22 protein-coding genes and 1 pseudogene are annotated in these 26,867 nt (G+C 49.4%); 18 read left to right on the top strand and 5 right to left on the bottom strand.

Going from position 1 to position 26,867, the window contains the following annotated elements; all coding sequences use genetic code 11:
* Nucleotides 1-70: 70 nt before the first annotated feature.
* The 4 genes from J3999_RS02705 (at nucleotide 71) to J3999_RS02690 (ending at nucleotide 5,243) form a co-directional block, all read left to right on the top strand.
* Nucleotides 71-1,960: a sigma 54-interacting transcriptional regulator gene (locus J3999_RS02705; protein WP_208126427.1), complete on the top strand. Its 1,890-nt coding sequence runs from the start codon at nucleotides 71-73 to the stop codon at nucleotides 1,958-1,960.
* Between the two features lie 278 nt (nucleotides 1,961-2,238).
* Nucleotides 2,239-3,081 carry an ABC transporter ATP-binding protein gene (locus J3999_RS02700; RefSeq protein WP_208126426.1) on the top strand — a complete coding sequence of 281 codons (843 nt, stop codon included), beginning with the start codon at nucleotides 2,239-2,241 and terminating at the stop codon, nucleotides 3,079-3,081.
* Nucleotides 3,082-3,153: 72 nt separating this feature from the next.
* Entirely contained in the window at nucleotides 3,154-4,413 is a 1,260-nt protein-coding gene (locus J3999_RS02695) for an ABC transporter substrate-binding protein (protein ID WP_173286721.1), read from the top strand.
* The gene (locus J3999_RS02690) at nucleotides 4,410-5,243 is read left to right on the top strand and encodes an ABC transporter permease (protein ID WP_208126425.1); all 834 of its coding nucleotides are present in this window, start codon (nucleotides 4,410-4,412) and stop codon (nucleotides 5,241-5,243) included. Before J3999_RS02695 ends, J3999_RS02690 begins: the two co-directional genes overlap by 4 nt.
* 97 nt (nucleotides 5,244-5,340) lie before the next feature.
* On the opposite strand, the gene J3999_RS02685 is transcribed toward J3999_RS02690, so the two are convergent.
* A complete protein-coding gene (locus J3999_RS02685; RefSeq protein ID WP_208126424.1) occupies nucleotides 5,341-5,544 on the bottom strand; it encodes a Rho-binding antiterminator in 204 nt (67 codons plus the stop codon).
* An 80-nt stretch (nucleotides 5,545-5,624) separates the two neighbouring features.
* On the opposite strand from J3999_RS02685, the gene J3999_RS02680 reads away from it, so the two are divergent.
* Nucleotides 5,625-7,286, top strand: coding sequence for a sigma 54-interacting transcriptional regulator (locus J3999_RS02680; RefSeq protein ID WP_208126423.1), 1,662 nt, complete (start codon nucleotides 5,625-5,627; stop codon nucleotides 7,284-7,286).
* Nucleotides 7,287-7,603: 317 nt separating this feature from the next.
* A complete protein-coding gene (locus J3999_RS02675) occupies nucleotides 7,604-8,827 on the top strand; it encodes a hypothetical protein (RefSeq protein ID WP_208126422.1) in 1,224 nt (407 codons plus the stop codon).
* An 885-nt stretch (nucleotides 8,828-9,712) separates the two neighbouring features.
* On the opposite strand, the gene J3999_RS02670 is transcribed toward J3999_RS02675, so the two are convergent.
* The 4 genes and pseudogenes from J3999_RS02670 to J3999_RS02660 form a co-directional block, all read right to left on the bottom strand.
* Nucleotides 9,713-10,852: an NAD(P)/FAD-dependent oxidoreductase gene (locus J3999_RS02670; protein ID WP_243755286.1), complete on the bottom strand. Its 1,140-nt coding sequence runs from the start codon at nucleotides 10,850-10,852 to the stop codon at nucleotides 9,713-9,715.
* Between the two features lie 63 nt (nucleotides 10,853-10,915).
* Nucleotides 10,916-11,089 (bottom strand): annotated as a pseudogene (rd, locus tag J3999_RS11850) (rubredoxin); the annotation flags it as partial.
* A 38-nt stretch (nucleotides 11,090-11,127) separates the two neighbouring features.
* On the bottom strand, nucleotides 11,128-12,222 hold the full coding sequence (locus J3999_RS02665; protein ID WP_208126420.1) for an acyl-CoA dehydrogenase family protein: 1,095 nt from the start codon (nucleotides 12,220-12,222) through the stop codon (nucleotides 11,128-11,130).
* 63 nt (nucleotides 12,223-12,285) lie between these two features.
* Nucleotides 12,286-12,828, bottom strand: coding sequence for an OsmC family protein (locus tag J3999_RS02660; RefSeq protein ID WP_208126419.1), 543 nt, complete (start codon nucleotides 12,826-12,828; stop codon nucleotides 12,286-12,288).
* Between the two features lie 361 nt (nucleotides 12,829-13,189).
* On the opposite strand from J3999_RS02660, the gene cynS reads away from it, so the two are divergent.
* The 12 genes from cynS to J3999_RS02600 all read left to right on the top strand — a co-directional run bounded on the left by cynS (nucleotide 13,190) and on the right by J3999_RS02600 (nucleotide 26,838).
* A complete protein-coding gene (gene cynS / locus J3999_RS02655; protein WP_173286705.1) occupies nucleotides 13,190-13,633 on the top strand; it encodes a cyanase in 444 nt (147 codons plus the stop codon).
* A 281-nt stretch (nucleotides 13,634-13,914) separates the two neighbouring features.
* Nucleotides 13,915-14,949, top strand: a complete 1,035-nt coding sequence (locus tag J3999_RS02650; protein ID WP_243755246.1) for a Fe(3+) ABC transporter substrate-binding protein — start codon at nucleotides 13,915-13,917, stop codon at nucleotides 14,947-14,949.
* Nucleotides 14,950-14,993: 44 nt separating this feature from the next.
* Nucleotides 14,994-16,619 (top strand): iron ABC transporter permease, encoded by a 1,626-nt coding sequence (locus J3999_RS02645; RefSeq protein ID WP_208126417.1) that lies wholly within the window; start codon nucleotides 14,994-14,996, stop codon nucleotides 16,617-16,619.
* A complete protein-coding gene (locus tag J3999_RS02640; protein ID WP_208126416.1) occupies nucleotides 16,612-17,667 on the top strand; it encodes an ABC transporter ATP-binding protein in 1,056 nt (351 codons plus the stop codon). The genes J3999_RS02645 and J3999_RS02640 overlap by 8 nt, the downstream gene beginning before the upstream one ends.
* Before the next feature lie 456 nt (nucleotides 17,668-18,123).
* The gene (purU, locus tag J3999_RS02635) at nucleotides 18,124-18,975 is read left to right on the top strand and encodes a formyltetrahydrofolate deformylase (protein ID WP_173286697.1); all 852 of its coding nucleotides are present in this window, start codon (nucleotides 18,124-18,126) and stop codon (nucleotides 18,973-18,975) included.
* A 9-nt stretch (nucleotides 18,976-18,984) separates the two neighbouring features.
* On the top strand, nucleotides 18,985-20,226 hold the full coding sequence (locus tag J3999_RS02630) for an FAD-dependent oxidoreductase (protein ID WP_208126415.1): 1,242 nt from the start codon (nucleotides 18,985-18,987) through the stop codon (nucleotides 20,224-20,226).
* A 21-nt stretch (nucleotides 20,227-20,247) separates the two neighbouring features.
* Entirely contained in the window at nucleotides 20,248-20,517 is a 270-nt protein-coding gene (locus J3999_RS02625) for a sarcosine oxidase subunit delta (RefSeq protein WP_208126414.1), read from the top strand.
* The gene (locus J3999_RS02620) at nucleotides 20,507-23,392 is read left to right on the top strand and encodes a 2Fe-2S iron-sulfur cluster-binding protein (RefSeq protein WP_208126413.1); all 2,886 of its coding nucleotides are present in this window, start codon (nucleotides 20,507-20,509) and stop codon (nucleotides 23,390-23,392) included. The genes J3999_RS02625 and J3999_RS02620 overlap by 11 nt, the downstream gene beginning before the upstream one ends.
* Nucleotides 23,389-23,886, top strand: coding sequence for a hypothetical protein (locus J3999_RS02615; protein ID WP_208126412.1), 498 nt, complete (start codon nucleotides 23,389-23,391; stop codon nucleotides 23,884-23,886). Before J3999_RS02620 ends, J3999_RS02615 begins: the two co-directional genes overlap by 4 nt.
* Nucleotides 23,876-25,210, top strand: coding sequence for a type III glutamate--ammonia ligase (gene glnT / locus J3999_RS02610; RefSeq protein ID WP_208126411.1), 1,335 nt, complete (start codon nucleotides 23,876-23,878; stop codon nucleotides 25,208-25,210). The genes J3999_RS02615 and glnT overlap by 11 nt, the downstream gene beginning before the upstream one ends.
* Nucleotides 25,211-25,222: 12 nt before the next feature.
* Nucleotides 25,223-26,122, top strand: coding sequence for a glutamine amidotransferase family protein (locus J3999_RS02605; protein WP_208126410.1), 900 nt, complete (start codon nucleotides 25,223-25,225; stop codon nucleotides 26,120-26,122).
* A gap of 38 nt (nucleotides 26,123-26,160) precedes the next feature.
* Nucleotides 26,161-26,838, top strand: a complete 678-nt coding sequence (locus J3999_RS02600; RefSeq protein ID WP_208126409.1) for a protein glxC — start codon at nucleotides 26,161-26,163, stop codon at nucleotides 26,836-26,838.
* Nucleotides 26,839-26,867 lie beyond the last annotated feature (29 nt).

Raw genomic sequence — 26,867 nt, 5'->3', positions numbered from 1 at the left:
CGGAAATTTCGTAGTTTTGGTTTGCTGGTTGCTGTAGGTGAATCAGTATTCATTTCGGAGTGATAACGCAATGAGAAATACGATGGAGTTTTTACTTTTCGAGCAGAGCCCGGACGCGCTGATATTGATTGATCCTGCCGATAACGAGGTTCAGTTGATCAATGCTCAGGCAAGAGATTTACTCGGTTTTACCGGGCGAGAGGCGTTATCGCAAAGTGTCTCCGCGGATCGGATTTTTTCCGGGTGCTGGCCGGAGTTTATCGTTTTTTCGCAAGAGGTTTTACATAAGAAGACGGCCTGGTCGGGTGATCTTTCGCTTCGCACCGAAGATGGCGGCGAAGAAGAACTGTTGGTTGCGGCAAGTCTGATAGAAGGGACGGAACGGAATATTCTTTTGCGCTTGCTGTCCAAGCAGGCGCTGCAGTCTCAAAACCGCTTTCTGACGGTAAACGAGCTGCATCGCAAAGGATTGCAGGAATGGAAGACGGTTGAGGGGTTCTTCGAAGAGTTCGAACTGACCAACAGCTTGATATTGAATGCCGTCGGAGAGGGGGTGTATGGCGTCGATATCAACGGAAATGCGACTTTTCTGAACCCGGTTGCCGAAGAGATACTTGGCTGGAAAGCGGATGAGTTGATTGGGGAAAACATGCACCGGATGATCCACCACAGCCATCATGACGGCTCGCATTATCATGTGGAATCCTGTCATATCTATTCGGCCTTTCAGGATGGGCGGACCAAACAGGTGCAAAACGAGTATTTCTGGAACAAACAGGGAAAAGCCTTTCCGGTCGAATATGTCAGTACGCCGATTATGGACGAAGGGCAGGTTGTCGGAGCGGTGATTGTTTTCAGAGATGTGAGCGAACGGAAAAAAGCCGAAGCGAGAATCGGTCAGATGCTCAAAGAGATGGAGGAGCTGAAGCGTCGGCTGGAATTGGAAAATGCTTATTTGCAGGAGGCCTATAAAGAGGTCTATCACTTTAATGAAATTGTCGGTACCAGCGAGGCGGTGCAGAAAATTGTCGAGCAGATCCGTCTGGTCAGTCCGACCGACGCCAATGTCCTGATTACCGGGGAATCCGGTACCGGTAAGGAGTTGATTGCCCGCGCAATCCATGAAAACAGCCTGCGCAAGAACCGGCCTTTGATTCGCGTAAACTGCGCCTCTATCCCGAAAGACCTGTTTGAAAGCGAGTTTTTCGGGCACACCAAAGGGGCTTTTACCGGTGCGGTGAGCGATCGGGTCGGGCGTTTTGAGCTGGCTGACGGCGGAACGATTTTTCTGGATGAGATTGGTGAAATCCCTTATGAGTTGCAAAGTAAGTTGTTGCGGGTGTTGCAGGAGCAGCAGTTTGAACGCTTGGGTGACTCTCGGACTCGCAAGGTGAATGTGCGCATTATTGCTGCGACTAATCGTAATTTGCTTGAAGAGGTCAGGCGTAAAGCCTTTCGTGAAGACCTGTATTTCCGCTTGAATGTCTTTCCGATAGAGTCGCCACCGCTCAGACAGCGGGGGGACGATATTCCAGTGCTTGCCCAGCACTTCCTTAAACTGGCCTGCGAGAAATACACCAAAGCAGGCCTGCAGTTAAAAGTGAAGCATATTCATCAGTTGCAGGCGTATCACTGGCCCGGCAATATTCGAGAGCTGATTCATGTTATTGAACGAACGGTGATTCTCGCGCACGACGGGCAGCTGGTCTTTAATTTGGATTTTTTGCCTGTTGCTCAGGAATCAGGGGGATATGCTGCGTCGGATCAGAGTCAGGGGGTGCTCACCTATAACGAGTTGCGCAGTCGGGAACGGGAGAATCTTATTCAGGCATTGGAGCAATCCGGAGGCAAAATATTCGGTAAAGGCGGCGCCGGGGAATTGCTGCAGATTAATCCGACGACTCTGAATTCCAAACTTAAAAAATTCAATATCGACAAGTATGGCTTTAAGGCGTCCTGATTTTTGGCTTATTCAACGGTCTTTTTAGGTGCGTAAATGCGTGCTTTCTGGCGGATTACAAAGAAAGATTAGTCAAAAGTAAACAATTTGGTTCAATTTATACAAAATTGTTAACAAATGTATATATTGGTGCATGTTTGCACTATATCTGTTGGCAATGTTGTTAAATAACGGGGTTTGTAATTATTAAGTTGTTGATTTAAAAGGTATAAAAAATATTTGGTAAGGCATATGTTTAAGTTTCTCTGTTATTGAATGAAAATTTTAGGAGAACTTCTATGTCAACCGCATCTCCCATCTGGATTTCCGACCTGACGCATTATTACAACCGCAAACAGGAAATGCCGACTCTGGATGACATCAACCTTTCGATTCCTCAGGGACAGTTAACCGCTCTTATCGGCCGAAGCGGTTGTGGTAAGTCTACCTTGCTGCAAATGGTAGCAGGTCTATTAATGCCGACGGAAGGCGCTGTGCGTATCCGCGCGCATACTGTAACCAAACCAAGCGCCAAATGGAACATGATGTTCCAGAAACCTTCCCTATACCCATGGATGACAGTGCGCGAGAACGCCGCTTTGGGTCTGGTTTTCGCCGGAACCTATAAACAGAAAAAAGATCGAGTGGAAGAACTGCTTGATATGGTCGGCCTGAGTGAACATAAAGATAAAAACGTTCAGGATCTTTCCGGTGGTCAGCAGCAGCGTGTTGCTTTGGCACGTTCACTGGCAACCGAGCCGGAAGTTCTGTTGCTGGACGAACCTTTCTCGGCGCTGGATGCCTTTACCCGTACCGCTCTGCAAACCGAAGTGGCGCAGATCTGTCACGATCAGAATATCACCATGGTTCTGGTTACTCACGATATCGAAGAAGCCGTCGCCATGGCCGATCAGGTTGTCATTATGAGCCACAACCCGGGACAGATTGTTGGCGAAAAGCACATTCCGCTTGATTACCCTCGTGACCGCAACAGCGGCGAATTTATCACCCTTAAAGACGAACTGTTTGCCGAATTCGAGAAGATCGACCAAGCCAAACAGAAAAAACCATTCGAACGTCTGGAAGTGCCTAAACGTGAAGTTAAGCCACCGGTTGACGATTCATTACAGCAAGCGTCTTAATTTTTTAACTGTTTTTTAATTTTATGTCAGCTGGATTTTCAGCATTTGCCGTCAAACTTTAGGAGAGATTTTATGTGTCAATATTGCAGCCCTGATAACCCTATGTCACACCACGACTACGTTTTTAACCCTGAGAAGGGTCGTCGTGAGTTTATTCTAGACTCTATGGCCGCTGCGGGTGGTCTAGCCGCCGCGATGGGTGGGATGAGTATGTCGAGCCAGGCGATGGCTGCAGACAAGCCTTTTGACGAAGTGGTCAAGATCGGTTACCTGCCGATTACCGATGCCAGCCCTCTATTGGTTGCTCACGGTATGGGTTTCTTTGAAGAAGAAGGTCTTAAAGTTGAGAAGCCGACTTTGATTCGTGGATGGTCGCCGTTGATTGAAGGCTTTGCGGCACACAAATTTAACCTGGTTCACTTCCTGAAACCGATTCCAGTATGGATGCGTTATAACAATAATTTCCCGGTCACTATTACCGGTTGGGCGCACACCAACGGTTCCGGTCTGGTTGTCGGTAAACATACCGGTGTTGATAAATTCGAAGACCTAGGCGGTAAGCAGATTGCCGTGCCTTACTGGTATTCAATGCACAATATCGTGCTGCAGATGGCTTTGAAAAATGCCGGTCTTGAGCCAGTGATTCAGGATCAGACAGATAAGCTTAAGCCGAATCAGGTTAACCTGCAGATCATGCCTCCACCGGATATGCCTCCTGCACTTGCGGCGAAGAAAATCGACGCTTATATCGTAGCTGAGCCGTTCAATGCGTTCGGTGAAATGAAAGCGGGTGCGAAGATGCTGCGCTTTACCGGTGATATCTGGAAAAACCACCCATGTTGTGTTGTTTGTATGCATGACGAGCATGTCCAGCAGCAGCAAGAGTGGTCGCAGAAAGTTATGAATGCGGTTGTTCGCGGTTCTGTTTACGCTCAGGAAAATAAAGAAGAAGTGGCCAAGATGCTGTCCCGCGAAGGTAAGCGTTACCTTCCAATGCCGGCTAAAGCGGTTATTAAAGCGATGACGGACTACAACCCGGCTTCTTACCAGAATCCTGATGCGATCAAACACGAAGATTGGGATGTGGGTCGTATTGACTTTAACCCGTATCCATATCCTTCAGCGACCAAGTTTATCGTCGATCAGCTGAAAGAGACGTTGGTTACCGGTGACACCACTTTCTTGCAGAATCTGGATACCGATTTTGTAACCAAAGACCTGGTCAACTACGACTATGTTAAGAACGCAATGGATAAATTCGGTGTTTGGGATAAGGTTAAGGGCGTTGATCCTGCTAACCCAACCGTCCGTCAAGAGGTGTTTGAACTATGAGTACGGCACAAATAAGTATGCCGGCTGAGTTCTTCTCTCAGTTATCGGTGAATTTTAAAAAGATGCCTGTATGGGCGCAAAGTACAATTAATTCCATTCTGGGTATGTCGATCCTGCTGTTTATGTGGTGGATCGGCGGGCTTCTGATCGCTAACAACCCGGATACCGAAGCCTTTGCGGATTTTGCTCCGGGCCCAGCCCTGAGCGCGCTTTGGGCGCTGATTGGTACGGAATTTCTGAACGATACCATTATTTCCAGTCTGGAACGAATCATCTATGGTCTGTTCTGGGGGATTGTCATCGGGGTGCCTTTGGGTGTTTTGATGGGGTACTTCGTAGGAATGCGTCAGGTTGCTAACATGCCATTCCAGTTCCTGCGCATGATCAGTCCTCTGGCGTGGATGCCGATTGCGGTACTGGCGTATGATACTTGGGACGGTGCGATTGTCTTCCTGATTGTTATGGCGACGGTTTGGCCGATTGTATTTGGTACCGCGCACGGCGTGCAGCGTATCGATCCAAACTGGTTCCGTGTCGCTCGCAACCTGGGTGCAGATGGTTTCCAGATGTTGCGTAGAGTGATTATGCCGGCAATCGCACAAGATGTGTTTGCAGGTATCCGTCTGGCGGTCGGTGTTGCATGGGTTGTCCTGGTTCCTGCCGAGTATCTCGGAGTTACTTCGGGTCTGGGTTACGCAATCAACGATGCGCGTGACACCCTGGCTTATGACACCCTGGCGGCGATGGTCGTGGTAATCGGTGTGATCGGTTACCTGCTGGATGCGGTAGCGGTATTCCTGATCAAACGTTACTCATGGCATGCAAGCTGATGAGTCGAAATAGAATGATTAACGATTTACGTGTTGTGCTCTTTTGAGGTTGGGCCTGCCTGCGCAGGCCCTTTTTTGTTATTAACAGTCGCGGATTTTAATTTAAGGTTTCAATTCGGTCGATCTCCTCAAGCGGGATTTTCTGTTGCTCGGGGGTAATCAGGTACTCCTTGCCCTTTTCAGTGGCAAGTGTGGAAATGGATCCTCTGTAGCGCAGATCATTGTCGGCATAGAGTTCAACGGTTTGGCCGCGCATAGCGGCGAGTTCCAGTTGACTGTAAAGATCGCAGGCGATAGGCATAAAGACTCCTTGCGTTAAATTAACCGGACAAATGATATAACAAAATTCTCAGGCAGAGAGCAAAAGGATAGGAGGCAAAGATGGCATTGGAAGCACTCGATATTGCAGAACATTCTGAATATGTGGTGATCAAGGAAGCCGCAGAACAGATTGAGCGCGCCAATGAACCGGAACAGGCGATAGTGCGCATTTTGAGTCTGATTTCACGTCAGATGGGGTTGAACCGCGGCAGAGTTCTGCTGAGGGAGAAGAGTGAACCGATTCTCTATACCGCTTACGCGTTCGGTTTGACCGAAGTGGAAATCGCTCGCAGCCGGTTCGCGGACAATGAAGGGATTACCGGTAAGGTAATGAGAATGGGGATGCCGATTATTATTCCCAATATCGACCTGGAAGAAGACTACCTGTGCCGTACGGTTGACCGTTCGACGCTGCCGCAGGAGCCGGTCGCGTTTATTGCCGTGCCGATTATCCGGAAAGGGAGAACCATCGGAGTTTTAGCCGTTAACCGTCTGAAAAACCGCTCCCGTGCGTTGGATAAAGATCTGAGCATCCTTAAGTTGATTGCGATTTTTGTCAGTGAGATTCTTTCGGTTAATGCCATGCTTGAGAAGCAGACTCAGGTTCTTAAAGAAGAGAACGAGCAGCTGCGTGCCGTGGCGTTGAGTCAGGGAAGTCAGTACGGCATTATCGGGGAAAGTCCTGCTGTGATGGGCGCTTTAAGCAAGGCCGCGCGTGCGGCGAATGTTTCGGTGACCGTTTTGCTTAAAGGTGAGTCCGGAACCGGTAAAGAGAAGTTTTCGCGTATGCTGCACATGGCGTCCAATCGCCAGGACGGGCCTTTTATCGCGATAAACTGTGCGGCGATTCCGCTGGAGTTGCTGGAATCTGAACTGTTCGGTCACGAAAAAGGTGCCTTCACCGGTGCAACTCAGACCAAGCCGGGTAAAATCGAAATGGCGCATCACGGCACCTTGTTCCTGGATGAAATCGGGGATCTGGATTTTGGCTTGCAGGCTAAACTGCTGCGAGTACTTGAAGAGAGAACCATTACCCGCGTCGGCTCGAACAAACCGATACCGGTTGATGTGCGAATCATCGTCGCTTCGCATAAAAACCTGCAAACTTCGGTAAACGAGGGTAACTTCCGCTTGGATTTATTCTATCGTTTAAATGTTTTCCCTATCGAATTGCCGCCATTGCGCGAGCGTGACGGCGATATTCGCTTGTTGGCCCGCCATTTCCTGAATCAGGCCAACCAAGAGTATCACACCAATGTGATTTTTGACCGCGGGGCTATTGCGTTCCTGGAAACTTATGAGTGGCCGGGGAATATCCGTCAGCTGGAAAATATTATCAAACGGGCGGTGTTATTGGCCGAAGACGGTCAGATGATTACCGACCGGCTGATTCGACGTATCATCCGCGAGGAGAGCGGAATTGTCTTTAATGGCGAAACGACCGAGCAGCCAGATGAGGTCAAAGCGATTTCGGTGAACGACGAGATATCGACGCGCATGGAGCCGCAGCCACAATATGAGGCGACATTTGCTCCGCAGGTTATGTCCAGAAACGGCAGCGATGAAATCAAGCGCAATTACTGGAAAGTCAGCGAATCTGAAAAAGATATTCTGCTGCAGGCTCTGGAGAGAGCACACGGTAATAAAAGTCATGCGGCAAGGATGTTAAATATGACACCAAGGCAGTATAACTATCGATTTAAAAAACTGGGATTAGGCTAGCCATAATCCTGAAATTAAATAAAAAAGCCCGGGTGATTTTTTACCCGGGCTTTTTTGTTTTTAAAATCTTGTTTTAAGTTTTAATTAAAGTTGTATTGAATTTATATTTTTATTTTATTCAATCCACCTGTTTTATGATCAATTGCGTACAAAGTTAAACCAGTTTGTATAACAAATTACTACAAAGAAGGGCGTGTTTTTTAATTATAAAACCCATTAAACACCCGTTATTTAGCTATTTTATTGATTTATAAGGAAATATTGTTTTTGGCACCTAAAGGGCTATTTAAAAAGATAGTTTTAACCAGGAGACAGCTATGAAACAAAACACTCTTACCCGACAGATTTATTCCGTTTTGGGTCTTTCAACTTTAAGTGCTTCACTTTTCTTGGCGCCTAATATGGCGGCGGCAGAAAGCTTTACTGAAGCTTTGACTGGCGGAACTCCGAGCATCGATGCACGTCTACGTTATGAAGGCGTCGAGCAGGATGGTAAAGACGATGCAGGCGCTTTGACTCTGCGTACCCGTTTAGGTTATCTGACCGGTACTTATCAAGGCTTTAACGGCTTTGTCGAAATGTCGAATACTTCGGCTTACGATCGCAGCGATTACTTTGTACCGGCCGGTCCGGAAGCGGGTGGCGACAACACGAAAGCCGTGGTTCTTGATCCGGATATGACGACTATGAACCAGTACTGGGTCGGTTATCAAACAGACGGACTTAAAATCAAAGCCGGTAAGCAGCGAATCATTATGGATACACGCTTCCTGGGTAATGTCGGCTGGCGCCAGCAAGAGCAGGTTTATACAGGTGCGAGTTTGAATGCGACTCTGCCGATGAAAATCAACCTGAACTATGCTTACATCAATAATGTCTTCAATCCGGTTGGTGCGGATATTGAGATGAAAAGCCATGCGGGTAAAATTGATTTTGCAGGCATTCCATTCGGTAAGCTAAGTGCATATGGCTACTTCCTGGATTATGAAACCGGTGCAGACAGCAAAACAATGGGTATTCGTTTTGCCGGCAAAACAGCTTTGAGTGAAAGCATGAAGCTTGTTTACCATTTGGAATATGCTGATCAGCAAGAATATAAAGACACTAAAGATCTTAATATTGGCGGCGACTACACACGCGCAGAATTGGGTCTTGCTGTGAAAGGTATTACGGTTCTGGCCGGTCAGGAAAAACTGGGTGGCGACGGTACAAGCTCGTTCCAAACGCCTCTAGGTACGGTTCACCTGTATAACGGTTGGGCGGATATGTTTATCGGGCCTGTTGGTGGAACGCCTGCAGACGGTCTGGTTGATAACTACCTGAAAGTATCCGGTAAAGCATTCGGTATGAAGCTGGCTGCCGCTTATCATGATTTCAGCTCCGATGTGGGTAGCACGGACTACGGTACGGAATACGACCTTCTGGCAGCGAAAAAGCTAAGCAAAAACTATACTGTAGGTGTTAAGTACGCTTCATATTCAGCAGACGAATATGCGGTTGATACTGACAAACTATGGATTTGGGGTGAAGTTAAATTCTAAGAGTGAAATAAACTAAGCAGATTAATTTCCTCTTTTAGAGTTTTTATTTAAACCCGGTTCTTTCATGAACCGGGTTTTTTTGTATTTAAAAATTGATTTTTATGAAACCTTAAATCAGGTTTGTAGAGTCAGTTTTATTTAAAAATTCTGTTTTAGTTTATTTAAAATTACGGATATTTTTACTTCTTCCGAAGAATTGTTTACGATCTGAATATTAATTTAAAACAGTCTTGTTATTAAATAATCTGTTTATATGTTTAAACTGGTTTTTTCCGATAGTTTTCATTTTTTGATTTTAAGCTTTCTTCAGGGGTGCACATACGGGCGATGCCGTATATTTTGTAATCAAGATGTCTTTGTACAATAAGCGCATTCATAGTGTGTAATTCTGACTATTTCTCTTTGCCCGGCGTTCGGTCCGTGTTCAAGGTGATGTTTGTTGGGGAGGAAGTTTATTGGGCTTGAAGGCTGCTCTTTTCCGGATCGCATGCTAACCCCGTTAGCTTTTTTCTTTTTCGTAAAACACGCCTGTGTTTTTTCCGTTGCATGTGCAATCGGAATATTCTCCTTGGTCTGATGATGCACCGAATTGAGCTATAAGATTGCAACTCAGCGACGGTAGCTTAATTTCGATTGAGTTTGCAAAGGCTTGTAAGCGCGTTCTGGGTACTTTACGAATAGCGGTGATTGGCTGGATGTTTAAGGGCGTCCCCACAAAGCATATATGAGCGACACAACATCCGTCAGATAAGCAATTAAAAGGGAGGTTGTCTGCCAGGAGCGGGCGTTGAGTTAAAGAGGAGATTTAAAAGCGGGTATAAAAAAACCTCCTCGTAGGGGAGAGAGGAGGTTTTAGGGGAGTCCGTGCTAAGTGCCGGACTGTAATTAGCTGTTTGGATTGATCTGTTTGTACAGGGTATTGGCCTGATTAACCAGATCGCCGCTCAAGGCGAAACCGAGCAGGTGGTCTTCGTTGTCCTTGTACACCAGCTTATGATTTTCACCGATGTCGGTTTCCGTCTCCCAGCCTTCCTGATCATTCGTACCAAGCGGCAGGCTCAGCATAATCGACAGAGTTGACGTTTTGGTTTTAATCAATGGGGAAACCGCGTGGAATGGAAGATCCTTATCGCCTTTTAAGTGCGCAGCGATAGCGGTTGCCTGACGTCGAATCGGTTCCAAGAAAGCTTGCACGCCCGCTTCAGACTCGGCGCAGTCGCCCAGTGCATACACATCAGGATTAGAGGTCTGGCAATAGTCATTAATCTTAATGCCACGGTTGATTTCCAGATTAAGCTTCTTGGCAAGTCCGATATTTGGCGCGATACCAATTGCAGACAGTACCATGCCGGTATTGAGCTGTTCGCCAGAATCTAGTTTCAACTCATAGCTGCCGCTAGCCCCGTTCATTTCAGAAACCATCTGACCAAAACGGATTTCAACACCTTTTGCGGTCAGTTTATCGGCCAGATCTTTGGCGATTTTCTCAGGCAGCATCCCCGGCATTAATTGCTCTTCACGAACCATCATTGTGACCGACATGCCGGCCTCCGCCAGATCTTCCGCCATTTCCGTTCCGATCAGGCCACCGCCGATAATGGTAATGTGGTCGATTTCCGTGATGGACTTGCGGAATTTACGATAACTTGGCAGGTCGTTCAAAGTAACCATTTCATGACCGACCGTACCGGCAACCTCAGGTTTCAATGCTTTGGCGCCTGTTGCAATGATCAGTTTGTCGTAATGAAAATTTCCTTTGGTGGTGATCACTTTTTTACGCTTTTCATTAACCGACATAACGCGAGTCAAGGTCTTTACGCCCATCTCGAGTTCGGTCGCTTTCTGCTGTGCACTATACTCTTTCAGGTCCTCTGCAGAACGCTCTTGGCGCAGCGCCATCGACAAAGACGGTTTAGGGTAAACCACACCATCGTCGGCGGTAATCAGTGTGATAACTGCATCAGGTAGTTCACGACGAACTGATTCGGCAACCTGCCAGCCGGCATAGCCGGAACCGATAATCATGACATCGGCATACTCGCTGACTTTGTGTTTCGGCAAGTCGCCATCCGCAACAGCTTTAGGCAATTGATCCAGCGGAATAAAGTCGGCTTTACTGACAAGGCATAGAGGGCAGTACCAATCTTCAGGGATGTCTTCAAAACGTGTTCCAGGAGCAAGCCCTGAATCCGGATCACCTTCTTCTTCATCGTAAATTAAGCCGCATACTTTACAGATGTACTTGCGATATTCTTCGGTCATAACTTTACTCCTTTGAAACGCCCTTGCCTCAGCTGCTTTTAAGCGGCTTCTAGACCGACTTCCAGACGTTGAATTTCTTTACGTAAATGCTTGATTGATGGTGTGACAATAATCACGAAATAGGCTTCACGCCATTTGCGCTGTGCAGGCGCATCTACGATGTAGCCTTTTGCACCGGCATGCTGCATAACCGAGTCTGCCGCGCGTTTACAAATCTCTGCACCCAACAGGCGGGCTTCCAGAACGGAGCGGAAAAACTCATCGCCAGGTGTGAAAGGTGTCTCACAAAGTTCTTTAACAATTTCTACCGCGTCATTCAGCTCTTCCTGCAGTTCTTCCGGCGTGTTGTCCAGATACTGGTTGATTGCGCTTTGTGACAGGTTGGATTGATTCATTTCGTTAATGCAGCCTTGGATAACGCCAACGGCCATACCCGCTTGCAGAAGTACAAATCCGGCTTTGATTTTTTGTAGATAAGGTCCGACTGGGTCTGCCAGTAGGTATTTTTTCGGAAGGAAAGCGTTGTCAAACACCATTGCAAAAGTTCCAGTCCCTTCCATACCGACAAATTCAACCTGCTGTTGCAGAGTCAGGCCTTCAAGATCGCATGGGATCAATGCCATCGCGTCTCTAAGCGTGTTGCCTTCTTCGTCTTGTACGTGGAAAATCGATCCGAAGAAATGCTTGTCGGATTCAGGCCAGATGTTGGATACCCATGGCAAAGCGCCGTTGAGGATATAGCCGTCTTCGGTTTCGATCGCAGAAATTTTCAGCGGTTCGATACCGGCAAAGTATTTCATCGGGTTGGACAGAGATGTTGCACCGAACAGTTCGCCTGTCATCATTTTCGGCAGGATTTCGGTTTTCAGGTATTCGTTGTCTGCGTTTTCGATATACCATGCGCAGACCGTATGTGCCCACATCATAAAGCCGGTCGACATACACTCTTCGGATACCAGGGCCATGTTGTGAATGGTTTTGAACAGATCCAGCTTGCCACCGTTTTGCGAAGGGATATGCGGGCTGTAGGCATCAATTTTACCCAGCTCGGATAGCACCTCGGTGGTGTATTTCCCGTGGTCGATATCGACTGTAAGAGGTTTTAATGTTTTTTGGACCACTTCTTGAATCATGATGATCTCCTTATGAATTTTGTGTACCGGTAATTGAATCCCGGTACACAAACTAAATCGTGTTTAGACTAATTCGCCTGACATTTTGACTTGGTTCAGGTAGGTGTTAGCTACTGGAGACCATTTCATTGCGTGTGCGACAAGCTCTTCAAGCTTCTCTTTAGGCGTACCAGGAGATTCGATTGTGAAGAAAGCGCGTACTTCAGTTACACCTAGAGGTTTGTTAGGATCAAGGTCACCAGTACCCCAAACCGCAGTGATGTTGATGTCACCTTCAAGTGCAACTTCCAGTTTGGTTAGCGGGATGCCCTGGTTGGTTGCGTTCGCCTGTACACCAACAGATAGACATGAACCCAAAGAAAGTAGCGCCATTTCAGAAGGGTTTGGTGCAGTATCTTCACCAAGTAGTCCAGGTGGTTCATCAACAACAATCGCAGGAAGGTCGCGAATGTAGTTATAGTTTTTGAACTGGCCTTCTAGAACGGTTTTTGATTTTAGAGTTTTAACGGCATTTGGATCTGCTTTACCCGCTTCACCCAGTTTGTTTAGACCGTCAGTATCGATTGGACGTAGGCATGATGGAATAACTACTGCTGCATCAGACATTTTTTTTCTCCTAATTGGAATTTTCAAGGTTTTACAAAGTCATATTTCGACTGTGAAATATGCTTTACACATAGCGTCCGGAATACCAAAAATTTAAAAACGCTTAATTTTCAACAGTTTATTAAATTTGTGTTTTTTTGAATGGTTACAAATAGTTACAATTAAATACAAATGTAAGGTTTGGATTATTGATTGATAGACATTGTCTGACAATGTAGGCAATAAAGGGCGTAAGAGACTGAGGGAATATTAATAAACTTTATAAAAAACAGTAGGTTATAAGTCTTCCTAAAGAGTTGGCACGAGAAATGCGTTAAGGTCAGGGCTTTTAACGATTTTATACAAAGAGGGAGATAAACCTATGTTAACTAAAGTAGCAATGACTGAAGCAATTGTATTGGCTAAAAATGAGAAGGGTCTTGGATGGACTGATATCGCGGCGGCTGCAGGCCTAAGTGAAGTTTATACCACCTCTGCTTGTTTAGGTATGAACCACCTGGATGCAGAGCCGGCAACAAAAGTTGCAGAGTTACTAGGTCTGGGGACTGATGTTGCAGAAGCATTGCAGGCATTCCCGCATAAGAGCTGGGAAAAAGCGGTTCCGACAGATCCATTGATCTATCGTCTATACGAAATCGTCGGTGTTTACGGTCCGACTATGAAAGAGTTGATTCACGAAAAATTCGGCGACGGTATTATGAGTGCGATCGATTTCTCTATGGATATCGATAAAGAAGAGAATCCGCTGGGTGACCGTGTTGTGGTAACCATGAACGGTAAGTTCCTGCCTTACAAAGCCTGGTAACAGACTGTTGTAAAACTCCTTAATTAGTTTTTGTTTGTAAGCCTTTGAACCATTTGGTGGTTCAAAGGCTTTTTTTTTGTCTGTCGATCCGCATAGCCAAGACGGTAACCCTTTGTTTTACTTAAGGTATGTAGATTCTGTTAATAATCCACCTACAATTATCTTAAGCTAGAAAAAATATTCAAAGATAATAAGAATTGTTATTGTTTACAGTTGAGTTTCGGTTTATATTTGTCCTTCCTTCAAAAACAGAGGGTACTTCACCCAGGGAGATGAAACGGATGAAACGATTTAACTTTACACTGTTCAGTACGCTTTTTATGGCGGTGACTCTGGTGATGCCGGTTCATCAGGCCAGTGCGGAAGAAGTGGTTAATGTCTATTCTGCCCGTAAGGCCCAGTTGATAAAGCCTTTGCTGGACGAGTTTTCCAAAGAAAGCGGGATTACGGTTAATCTGATTACTAGTAAAGCGGACGCGCTCTTAAAACGCCTTGAATCGGAAGGACGTCGTTCGCCTGCCGATATTCTGATTACGACGGATGCAGGGCGTTTGCACCGGGCGAAAGAGTCCGGTGTACTGAAGGCCGAAATCGACCGGGAACTTTTGGACAAGGTTCCGGCGAATCTTCGGGATAAGGATAATTACTGGCTCGGACTGACCACTCGCGCTCGCGTGGTCGTGTACGCTAAAGACCGCGTGGATCCAAAGGATCTTTCGACCTATGAAGATCTTGCGGATCCAAAATGGCAAAATAAGATCTGTATCCGCTCTTCTAACAATATCTATAACCAGTCGCTGGTGGCGTCGATGATCTCGCATCAAGGCGAGGAAAAAACGGCGCAATGGGCCGAGGGATTGGTGAAGAATCTGGCGCGTAAGCCAAAGGGCGGCGATCGCGATCAGGTTAAGGCGGTTGCGGCAGGACAGTGTGATCTGGCAGTCGTGAACACCTATTATCTGGGACAGATGCTAAACGGCAAGGATCAGGCGCAGCGTCAGGCGGCAGACAAGGTCGCGGTTTTCTGGCCAAATCAGCAAGATCGCGGTACGCATATTAATGTTAGCGGTATCGCCATTACCAAATCGTCGAAAAATACCGCAAACGCCAATAAGCTGATTAAATTCCTGTTGTCGGAAAAATCGCAGCAGTGGTATGCCGAAACCAATAATGAATATCCGGTTCTTGATGGTGTGCAGGTCAGCGATACCCTGAAATCCTGGGGAGCTTTCCATAGCGACAGCTTGAATCTTTCCAAGCTGGGCGAGCTGAACCCGGCTGCGGTCAAGGTTATGGATCGCGCAGGCTGGCGTTAAGGAAAAAGGCACTCTCTGCAGGATAGGTTTTTAATGGGAAATTTATGACAAAATCGCCAAGACTTTGGCTTCTTATTACCATTCTGATTGCATTAGTGATGACCACACCCATCTGGGTGCTGGTCTCTTTTGTTTTTGAGTCAGGAGGCAATAACTGGCAGCATCTGATGGATACGCTGCTGCCCGACTATATCCTGAACTCGATCCTTCTGATGATCGGGGTGGCTTCCGGCACCCTGTTGTTGGGGGTGCCCGCCGCCTGGTTGATCAGTCATTACCGGTTCGTCGGCAGTCGCTGGCTGCACTGGGCGCTACTGCTGCCTTTGGCAATGCCGGCCTATATCAGTTCTTACACCTATACCGGGCTCTTGGAGTTCGAAGGGCCGGTTCAGTCGGCACTCAGAGAGACGTTCGGCAATGGTATCTCGCTCTGGTTTCCGGAAATCCGCTCGGTAGGCGGTGCTATTCTGCTGTTCTCGTTCGTTTTATATCCTTATGTTTATCTGCTCAGTCGCAGCGCTTTCGGCGGAGCCAGTCAGCATGCCCTTGAGGTCAGTCGTACTCTGGGCGCAGGTCCTTATAAAAGTTTCTTGCGTATCGCTCTGCCGATGGCCAGACCGGCGATCATCGCCGGCGTGACTCTGGCGCTGATGGAAACGCTGGCCGATTTCGGGGCTGTGCAGCATTTCGGGGTGGATACCTTTACCACCGGGATCTACAGAACCTGGTCCGGGTTGGGCGATACCTCAACGGCGGTGCAGCTGTCGCTGGTTCTGCTGGCTTTTGTCGGCGTTTTGATTCTGGTTGAACGCTGGTCGCGTAAACAGCAGCGCTATTTTGGCGGGCATGCGAAAGGCGATGCGCTTGAGCGGGTAGCGCTTTCCGGCCGTCGCGGCATGGCGGCGTTTGCGGTCTGCTTCCTGCCGATTCTGTTCGGGTTTGTGGTGCCGAGCGGTCAGTTGCTGTATTGGACGGTTACCACCGCCGAGACCGGCTGGAACAACGAATTCTTTGAATTGGCCTGGAACAGCTTCTCACTCGCTTTCATTACGGCAGTTGTGGCGGTGATTCTGGCGGTGATTCTGGCCTACGCCAAGCGGATCAGTGCCAATAAAACCGTTGCGCAGACGGTTCAGCTGGCGCATCTTGGGTATGCGGTTCCGGGAACGGTCTTGGCGATCGCGATTCTGATTCCATTGGCGTGGCTGGATAAAACGATTGACGATTTCTTTTTTGAAAACTATCAGATTTCCACCGGACTGTTGCTCTCGGGGACTTTGTTCGCACTGGTGTTTGCCTACAGCGTGCGTTTTCTGTCGGTCTCTTTGCAGTCGGTGGAATCCGGTCTGCAGCGCATCAAGCCGAGTATGGATGATTCGGCCCGTACGCTCGGCGCCTCTTCATGGAATATTCTCGGACGTATTCATCTGCCTTTAATGAAAACCAGTCTGCTGACCGCTTTGATTCTGGTGTTTGTCGAGGTTTTGAAGGAACTGCCGACGACGCTGATCCTGCGACCGTTCAATTTTGATACTTTGTCGATCCGTGCTTATGAAATGGCTGCGGATGAGCGGCTTGCCGACGCCGGTCTGCCGGCTCTGCTGATTGTGCTTACCGGCCTGATTCCGGTTATTATCTTAAGTAAGTTAATGGATAAATCTCATGCCTGAATTGAATCTTCATCAAGTCCAAGCCAGCCACCAGGCGCATACAGTGGTGAACCGTATCGATCTCAGGTTACGCGAGGGCGAAATCGGTTGCCTGCTCGGCCCCAGCGGCTGCGGAAAAACCACTTTGCTGCGGACGATCGCCGGGCTGCATGCACCGAGCGGAGGTGAAATCCGTATTGGCGAGACGTTAATGGCGTCGGACAAGGTGAATGTACCGACTGAGAAGCGCAAGATCGGCATGGTTTTTCAGGATTATGCGCTCTTTCCGCACATGACTGTGTACGACAATATCGCTTTCGGTCTGGATAAGTTTCCGGCAGCGCTGAAGCGCGAGCGGATTCAGCAGCTGCTGGAGTTGATCGGCCTGCCGCATGTCGGTGATCGTTATCCGCATCAGCTCTCGGGAGGCCAGCAGCAGCGCATCGCTTTGGCCAGAGCTTTGGCACCGCGCCCGACGATGCTGTTGATGGATGAGCCGTTTTCCGGGTTGGATGTCGAGTTGCGCGAATCGCTGGCCAGAGAGGTTCGCGGAATTTTGAAGTCTGAGGGCATCAGCGCCCTGATGGTCACGCATAATCAGAATGAAGCCTTTGCGATGGCCGACTCGGTGGGCGTTCTTAAGGACGGCAGGCTTCTGCAATGGGATACGCCCTATAATCTCTATCATCAGCCTCTGCATCCGTTTATTGCCGATTTTATCGGCCAGGGTTCGTTAATCAGCGGCCGTGTCTGCGATTGCCGCGCGGTGCACACCGAGCTTGGCCTCTTAAAAACGCATCTGCCTTTCGGTACTGAATCCGGTGAGGAAGTCTCGGTTCTGGTTCGTCCGGACGACATTATTCATGACGATAGCAGTGACTGGAAGCTGGAAGTGGTCAACCGCGCATTTCGCGGTTCGCATTTCCTGTTTACCCTGAAGCTGCCGAGCGGCGAAAAGGTAATGTGTATGAGTCAGTCTCATCACGACCATCCGGTCGGCTCCAAAATCGGTATTAAGCTGGAAATGGATCATGCCGTGGTCTTTCCAAAAGCACTCTCGGGCGAATAGCATAAAAATTCGATCTGCATGCATTCTTGCGTCTTCTCTCCTGCAAGGCTTGGTTGCCTTTGCAGGTTCAGGTTCTAAAACTTAAAACCTCAAAATCTGTATATCTTGTAAGTGACCGCCACAGGCTGATAGTCACTCATCTTCTTCTGTTTTCTTTACATGCGTCGGCGCTGTGTCGCTGTCTGTTTTTATAACCGCTTCCCTGTGGCGGGAGTTGTTCGCTGTATTTAATTCAAATCCGCTCTGATGTCGGTCGGCGGGACGCGCTTTCTGTTTTCGCTTCCTGGTTCCTCTCTTTATTGGTTATAGCCATTTTTGTGTGCCGCAGACCTGCTGTCTGAGGCTAAAGGTTTCCCGATACTAAAAAATAATTACTAAAGTTAAAAAAAAGTTCTTGTCATGAAAAAATGAATTGTTTAATATGTGAATCAAAGTTTCTTGAGAGGAAAACTTTAAATGGAAAAAAATTCTTATGTTCTAACGATTTCATGCCCGGATCGAGTGGGGATTGTCGCCAAGGTTTCGGCGTTTCTCGCAGAAAACAATTGCATGATCTCGGAAGCCAATCATCATGCGGATGCGCATTCCGGAATGTTCTTTATGCGCAATGAAATTACCGATATTCAAATCTCGGATGAGGCGTTTCGGGAAGGCTTCTCGAAAATTGCCGAAGAGTTTGAGATGAAGTGGCAGTTGAACTCAACCTGCGTCAAAAAACGCGTTTTACTGATGGTCAGTAAACAGGATCACTGTCTGGCCGACTTACTTTATCGCTGGAGCAGCGGCGAATTGGGCTGCGATATTCCATGTGTGATTTCCAACCATCTGGATATGAAAGCGCTGGTCGAATGGCACGGTATTCCTTATATCCATATTCCGGTTACACCGGATAACAAGCCGCAGGCATTTGCCGAAGTGGTCAAGTGGGTCGAACATTACGAAGCGGATACGATTGTGCTGGCGCGCTATATGCAGATTATCCCGCCGGCGCTGTGCGAAAAATATCCCGGTCAGATCATCAATATTCATCACAGCTTTTTGCCGTCTTTCATCGGTGCCAAGCCATACCATCAGGCATTCGTGCGCGGGGTCAAGCTGATCGGGGCGACCTGTCACTACGTGACCCAGGATCTGGACGCCGGACCGATTATTGAACAGGACGTGACCCGCGTTTCGCATAGCGAATCGGCGGAACAGATGGTGGTGCTCGGAAAAGACGTCGAGAAAAACGTCTTGGCACGAGGTTTGAAATACCACTTGGAAGATCGTGTGTTAGTGCATGGCAACAAGACTGTCGTGTTTGCTTAGGAGACTGGAATGCCGCTCAGATTACTTAAATATGCCTGGAAAAAATCCGAAGACGAGCCGCGTTTTTTTCCCGATGAAACTCCGCTGAAAAAAGCCTATGACGTGGTCATTATCGGCGGCGGAGGCCATGGTATGGCCTGCGCCTACTACCTTGCGAAAGAGCACGGTATCACCAATGTCGCTGTGCTTGAGCAGGGGTATATCGGCGGCGGAAACACCGGCCGAAATACCACGATCGTGCGCTCCAACTACCTGACTTCCGAAGGGGTGAAGTTCTACGACGAGAGTCTGAAGCTGTTTGAAGATCTGAGCGACGACTTCGATTTGAATATCTTCTATTCGACACGCGGGCACTTCACTTTGGCGCACACGGATAGTGCGATGCGTACCATGAGATGGCGTGCCGAGGTCAATAAGCATCATGGCATCGACAGTGAAGTGGTCGATGTCGAAACGATTCAAAAAGAAGTGCCCTATATGGATATGAGCTGTAACGGGCAGCATCCCGTTATGGGCGCGCTTTATCACGCACCGGGGTCGGTTGCCCGTCATGATGCGGTGGCTTGGGGCTATGCTCGGGGCGCGCAACAGCGCGGTGTCGAGATTCATCAGAAAACCCGGGTCACGGATATTAAAACCAAAGGCGGGAAAGTGGTCGGAGTGGAAACCGATCGCGGCTTTGTCGAAGCCAAGAAGGTGATTTCCATGGTGGCGGGATCGACGCCGAGAATTACCGAGATGCTGGAGATCGAGACGCCAATCGAGATTTTCCCTCTGCAGGCTTGTGTCACCGAGCCGGTGAAACCTTTTATGGACACGATTGTAGTGTCCGGAAGCCTGCATGTGTATGTCAGCCAGTCTTCACGCGGCGAGCTGGTCATGGGAGCCTCCGTCGATCCGGCGGAGTTGCATTCGACACGTTCAACACTCGATTTTGTCGAAGGTCTGACCGATCAGATGATGGACCTGTTTCCGTTTACCAGCCGCCTCAAAATTATGCGCCAGTGGGCGGGGATGAGCGATATCACGCCGGATTTTGCGCCGATTATGGGTAAAACCGATGTGGAAGGCTTCTATCTCGATGCCGGCTGGGGAACCTGGGGCTTCAAGGCAACGCCTGTCAGCGGAAAGACCATGGCTTATACCGTGGCCAACGATACGCCGCACGAACTCATTAAACCGTTCAGCCTGTCGCGCTACGCAGACTTCAAACTGGTCGGCGAAAAAGGCGCGGCCTCGGTCGGGCATTAAGCGAAGCGCAGGAGAAGAGTTATGAAATTTGTTACTTGTCCGAGTTTGGGGCGCCGGGCGCTGAGCGAGTTCACTTACGGTGGCCGACTGGAAAAAGAGCCGGATCAGGAAAGCGTTTCGGAAAAGGCGTGGACGGACTATGTTTTTTACCGCAATGGCGCGCCGCAAACCTTGAAAGAGTGGTGGTACCACCGTCCTACGGGCATCTGGTTTTTGTTTGAGCGTAACACTTTGACCGACCGTATTACCCAGGTCGAATTTGCCAATAGAGGGATCGAAAATGAAGCTTAGACTTGCACCGCAGCCATTGGAGTGGATCGACCGTAAATCCAGTGTTTCATTCACGTTTGAAGGGCAAACGGTTTCCGGCTTTAAGGGAGATGTCATCAGCAGTGCACTTTGGGCTCAAGGGCGCAAGGTCGTCGGTCGCAGCTTTAAATATCACCGTCGCCGAGGACTGTTAAGTTTTGCGAACCACGACATCAATGCGCTATTGCAGGCTGAGGATCGTCCGAATGTCCGTGCCGATGTCGTGCAGGCCGAAGACGGCATGTCGCTGACCGCGGTCAATACATTCGGCTCTCTGGCAAGTGACAAAGGTGCGCTGGTCGAGTGGATCGGTAAATTCCTGCCGGTCGGATTTTATTACCGTGCGTTTTATTCGCCGAAGTTTCTGTTCCCGAAGTGGGAGCGACTGATTCGGGAGATGGCCGGTCTGGGCAAGGTGAATACCGATTGGAGCGAAGAGCGTAAACCAAAACGCTACCTGCATTGCGATGTTGTGGTGATCGGAGCCGGTCCTTCGGGAATGGCGGCGGCGATCGCGGCAGCCAAACAGGGCGTGGATGTCTGTCTGATCGACGAAAATCCGTATATCGGCGGTTCACTCGATTATCAGTATGTGAATGAGGATAGCCAGCAACTCAACCGTAAGTATTTGAAAGAAACCGTTGAGTCCATGCCGAACATTCAGGTCATTACCTCGTCCTATGTGGCCGGCTATTACGGCGATCATTGGTTGGGGATCAACACGCCGGACGGGCTGATTAAGTTGTCGGCACAAGCGGTTGTCGTCGCCAGCGGCGTGTTCGAACAGCCGGCGGTGTTTCGCAATAACGACCTGCCGGGGGTGATGAACGCCTCGGCAGCACAGCGCTTAATGGCGCGTTATGCGGTGGCGCCCTGTAAAGAGGCAGTCATTCTGACGGCCAACCCGGAGGGGTATCGTGCCGCACTGGATCTGCATAAAAACGGTCTGGTTGTGAAAGCGATTCTGGATACCGGAAAAACCGCTGGCGAATCGGTTGTTCAAGCCAAGAGTGCAGGGATTCCGGTATTCGAGAATGCCGTGCTTGTCGAAGCGACAGGGCGCAAACAGCTGCAGGGCGTTACTTTCGAGGTCGGTCGTTTACAGCATCATCTGTCGTGTGACGGCTTGCTGATGAGCGTCGGTTGGGCGCCTGCCGGAGCGCCGCTTTATCAGGCGGGAGCCAAGTTCGGCTACAACTATACGCTTGAGCAGCTGCTCCCGGTTGAATTGCCCGAGGGCGTTTTTGCCTGCGGACGCATTAACGGCGTATTCGAGATTGAGGACCGCATCAAAGACGGTGAGCAGGCCGGAACGGCGGCGGCGCAGACAGTGTTGGGCAAGGAGGCGCTGGCTCCTGTCGATTATACCGCCAAGTCCGCGCATTCCGATCCTTATCCGATCTGGCCGCATCCGAAAGGCAAAGAGTTTGTCGACTTCGATGAGGATATTCAGATCAAAGATCTGAAAGGCGCCATCGCTCAGGGGTTTGACAATATCGAACTGATGAAACGCTTCTCGACCATCGGCATGGGGCCGAGTCAGGGCAAACACAGCAATATGAACGGTATCCGCATTCTGGCGAAACTGACCGGCAAAACCATTGATCAGACCGGCTCGACCACGGCCAGACCGATGTTTCACCCGACGCCGGTTTCGCATCTGGCGGGAATGCGTTTCCGTCCGGAGCGTTTGACGCCGCTGCACTCTTTTCATCAGCAGCGCAATGCCTGCTTCATGGAAGCGGGAAGCTGGTTGCGACCGGAATATTATCCGACGGCCGAGACACGGGAGGCTTCGATTGCCGAAGAGGTGTCGGCAGTAAGAAATTCCGTCGGGCTGATCGATGTGTCCACGCTCGGCAAGCTTGAAGTATTCGGGCGCGATGCCGGTGAGTTGATGGATCGGCTGTACACCATGCGTATGTCGAATATGAATGTCGGCGCCAGCCGCTATGCGCTGATGGTCGACGAGACCGGTGTCGTGATCGACGACGGTGTCGCCGTGCGCTATTCCGAAGAGCATTTCTATGTCACTACCACGACGTCCACTTCCGATTCGGCCTATCGCCTGATTCAGAAGAAGGTTATCGAATGGGGCTTGAAAGTGACCGTGCTTAATCGTACCGGGCAAATCGGCGCCATGAACCTTGCCGGGCCGAACAGTCGCAAAATTCTGGCTCAGCTGACGGATCTGGATTTGTCAAACGACGCTTTTCCGTATCTGGCGATGCGCCGTGCGCAGGTGTGCGGTGTTGAGGCGACCTTGATCCGCGTCGGGTTTGTCGGCGAACTGGGTTATGAGATTCATACCGATTCGCAGTCGGCTCTGAAAATCTGGGCGTCGATCATGGAGGTCGGCAGCGAATACGGTATCAAGCCGTTCGGCGTGGAAGCACAGCGTCTGCTGCGTCTGGAGAAGGGGCACATTATCGTCGGCCAGGATACCGACGGTCTGACCAACCCGTTCGAAGCGAATATGCCGTGGTCGGTACATCTCAAAAAACCGTATTTCCTCGGCAAGCCGAGCCTGATGAAGCTGAAAACATTGCAGAACCGGACTCTGGTCGGTTTCGAACTGCTCTCGAAGGCGCATAAGGATATGCCGCTCGAATCGAATCTGCTGATTGAAAACGGCGCAATGATCGGTCGAGTCACCAGTATCGGCCGCAGTGCAACCTTGAACAAGGTGATCGGTCTGGCAATGGTCGAGACGGCTTTTTCGGAAGAGAATCAGGTGTTGAAAATCAAATTGACCGACGGTCGTTTTGTCGATGCCAAGGTCATCAAGACCCCGTTTTACGATCCGCAGGGATTGCTGCAGAAGCCGGATGAATCGAATGAAGGAGAGGCGGCATGACAAATCCAACTGTACAACTGGCGCTGAAGAGCCTGGCGAATTTACTGCATCTTCGCGGAGAAGGTCTGAATGAAATTCTGGCATCGTTCGGCGCGGAATCGCTGGAGATTTTCCAGTATCAATCGCTGGGCGAGGGGCAATTTGTCGCCAAGCTGGGCACTGACGAACTGTATCTCAGTGTAGAACCTTCCGTAGAGCTCGCGGAGGAAAAAAATCAATATGCATTTCCAAGAGGAGATGCTGCGTTTGAATTGTCGGGAAACTGGAAAGCGTTGCTGTCTGAAGTCTGTATTTACGACTTTCGTCAATGTCGGCCGGGGGATTTCCTGATGGTATCGATTGCCGGTATATCGGCCTGGTTACTGATTCCAGAATCCGATAAACCGCTCATTTTAGGATGTGACCCAACCTATGGGCACTACTTTCAGGAAACTTTAATTAAGCAAATAGAAAAGTCGCCTTTTCTAAAAACGGAGCTCGAAAATGACGATTGAAGAAGCTAAGAAATTTCTCGAAGAGAACCAGATCAAATTCATTCTGGCGCAGTTTGTTGATATTCACGGGGTCGCAAAGACCAAATCGGTACCTGCAAGCTGTCTGGAATCCATTGTTGAAGACGGTGCCGGATTTGCCGGATTTGCCGTCTGGGGCATGGGGATGGAACCGCATGATGCGGATTATATGGCCAAAGCCGATTTGAGTACCTTAAGCATTATTCCCTGGCAACCCGGTTATGCCCGCGTCGCTTGTACCGGCTATGTCAATGAGGCGCCTTATGAATACGACACCCGTCATATTATGCTGAAACAGATCGAGCGCTTATCCGAGAAAGGCTGGACGCTTAATACCGGAATTGAGCCGGAATTCAGTCTGCTGCGTCGCGATGAAAAAGGTCATCTGGTTCCGCATGATAAGAGCGATACTCTGGACAAGCCGTGTTACGACTATAAGGGCCTGTCGCGCTCGAGAGCGTTTCTGGAAAAGTTTGTCGATTCTTTGCAGCAGGTCGGCTTTGATGTCTATCAGATCGACCATGAAGATGCCAACGGACAGTTTGAAATCAACTATACCTATTCGGATGCCAAGACCTCGGCGGACCGCATTACCTTTGTGCGCATGGCCGGAAGCGAGATTGCCAACGAGATGGGCATGATCTGTTCGTTTATGCCGAAGCCGAACGCTAATCGTACCGGCAACGGTTTTCACTTCCATTTGTCGATTACCGACGATGCCGGAAATAACCTGTTCAAAGATGAATCCGACAGCAACAATCTGGGATTGTCGGAGTTGGCCTATCACTTCCTCGGCGGCCTGATGCATCACGCCAAAGCCTTGTGCGCCTTTGCTGCGCCGACCGTGAATTCGTACAAGCGTCTGGTGGTCGGACGCTCTCTGTCCGGAGCCACCTGGGCGCCGGCGTTTATCAGCTACGGGGATAACAACCGTTCGGCGATGATCCGTATTCCTTACGGGCGTTTGGAGTTCCGTCTGCCGGATACCGGCTCGAACCCTTATCTGGTGACCGCTGCGATTATTGCCGCCGGTCTGGACGGCGTGGCCAACAAACTGGATCCGGGCGAGCCGCACAATATTAACCATTACGGTCTGTCGCTTGAAGAGATCAAGGCGCGAGGCATCGATACCTTGCCGCAGTCACTGTCGGAAGCACTGGACGAATTGGAAAAAGATCCGCTGTTTGAAGAGCAGTTTGGCAGTAATTTTTTGAAAGAGTTTATCGATATCAAACGCATGGAGTGGGTCGAGTACCAGCGTCACGTGTCTGATTGGGAGTTAAACCGATATGCAGAGTATTTTTAAAGGAGAAGGCTCATGTGTGGAATTGTAGGGTTGTATTTAAAAAATAGCGCACTGGAGAGTCAGCTCGGGAAACTTTTCGAACCGATGCTGATCGCTATGACCGGACGCGGTCCGGACAGTGCCGGCTTTGCTATCTACGGCGATGAAGTTTCCGAGGACATGATCAAGCTGACGCTTCAGCATGAAGATGAGCATTACCCTTGGCATATTCTGGCCGAGAAGCTGGAAGAAGCGTTCAAGACGGATGTTTCGGTCATGCATAACGCCAATGCGGCAGTGCTTAAACTTAAAGCGGACGAGACTCCGGTTCGCGCAACCATCGCGGAGTTTGATCCGAGCATTCGCATTATGAGCGTCGGGCGATCCATCGAAATCCTTAAAGAGGTCGGTTTGCCCGAACAGATTGCCGAGCGTTTTACGCTGTCCGGAATGAAAGGTTCACATATTGTCGGTCACACCCGTATGGCGACTGAAAGCGGCGTCACTATGGAAGGATCGCACCCATTCTCGACCGGAATGGATCTGTGTCTGGTGCATAACGGTTCGCTTTCCAATCATAACCGTTTGCGTGAAGAACTTCAGAAAGAAGGGATTCAGTTCGAGACGGAAAACGATTCCGAAGTGGCGGCCGGTTACCTGACCTGGCGTCTGCGTCAGGGAGCCAGCGTTCAGGAAGCTTTGGAAGGCGCGATTGAAGATCTTGACGGCTTCTTTACTTTTACGGTGGGAACCAAAGATGGCTTTGCGGTCGTGCGCGATCCGATCGCCTGTAAGCCGGCGGTTATGGCGGAGACCGAAGACTATGTCGCCATGGCCTCCGAATACCACGCTCTGTCAACCCTGCCGGGCATTGAAAATGCCAAGTTGTGGGAACCGGATCCGGGAAAAGTTTATTTCTGGGGTAAAGGTTAATTGTGAAAGACAGAGCAGCGAAATAGAAAGGATTTGCCATGAAATTTGATTTAAAAACACAAACGGTCCGTGAGGTGAATCAGGCTTTGCACGATTTACCTAAGGATAAGCAGGCGGAAGTCGAGATTAACGGCATCAGCGGCGACCACAACCTTGCGGTAGGAATGGATCATCCGGTCAAGATCACCCTGAACGGACATGCCGGTTATTACTGCGCCGGAATGAATAAAGAGGCGGAAATCATTGTCAACGGCAACGCCGGTCAAGGGGTGGCCGAAAACATGATGTCCGGCAAGGTGCATGTCAAAGGAAATGCCAGTCAGTCGGCGGCGGCAACGGCGCACGGCGGATTGCTGGTTGTGGATGGCGATGCCGCGGCGCGCTGCGGTATTTCGATGAAAGGCGTCAATATCGTCGTTAAAGGGTCGGTCGGTCACATGAGTGCGTTTATGGGGCAATCCGGCTGTCTGGTCGTTTGCGGTGATGCCGGTGAAGCTTTGGGAGACTCTCTGTATGAAGCTCATCTGTACGTCAAAGGCAAGGTGGAATCTCTTGGCGCAGACTGTATCGAGAAGGAGATGCGCGCGGAGCACCTTGAGGAGTTGTCCGCTTTGCTCAAAGAAGCAGGCTGTGACGATAACCCTGAAGACTTTACCCGCTACGGCTCCGGAAGACAGCTGTACAACTTTAAAGTCGACAATACGTCCGCTTACTAAATTTAGCCGATCAAGAATTAAGGAGTCTG

Origin of the sequence: Thiomicrorhabdus sp. 6S3-12 (assembly GCF_017571475.1) — a bacterium.
In the GTDB taxonomy this organism is placed as follows: domain Bacteria; phylum Pseudomonadota; class Gammaproteobacteria; order Thiomicrospirales; family Thiomicrospiraceae; genus Thiomicrorhabdus.
Note: the sequence above shows the minus strand (reverse complement) of the source record. Positions and strands in the feature narration are given on the sequence as shown.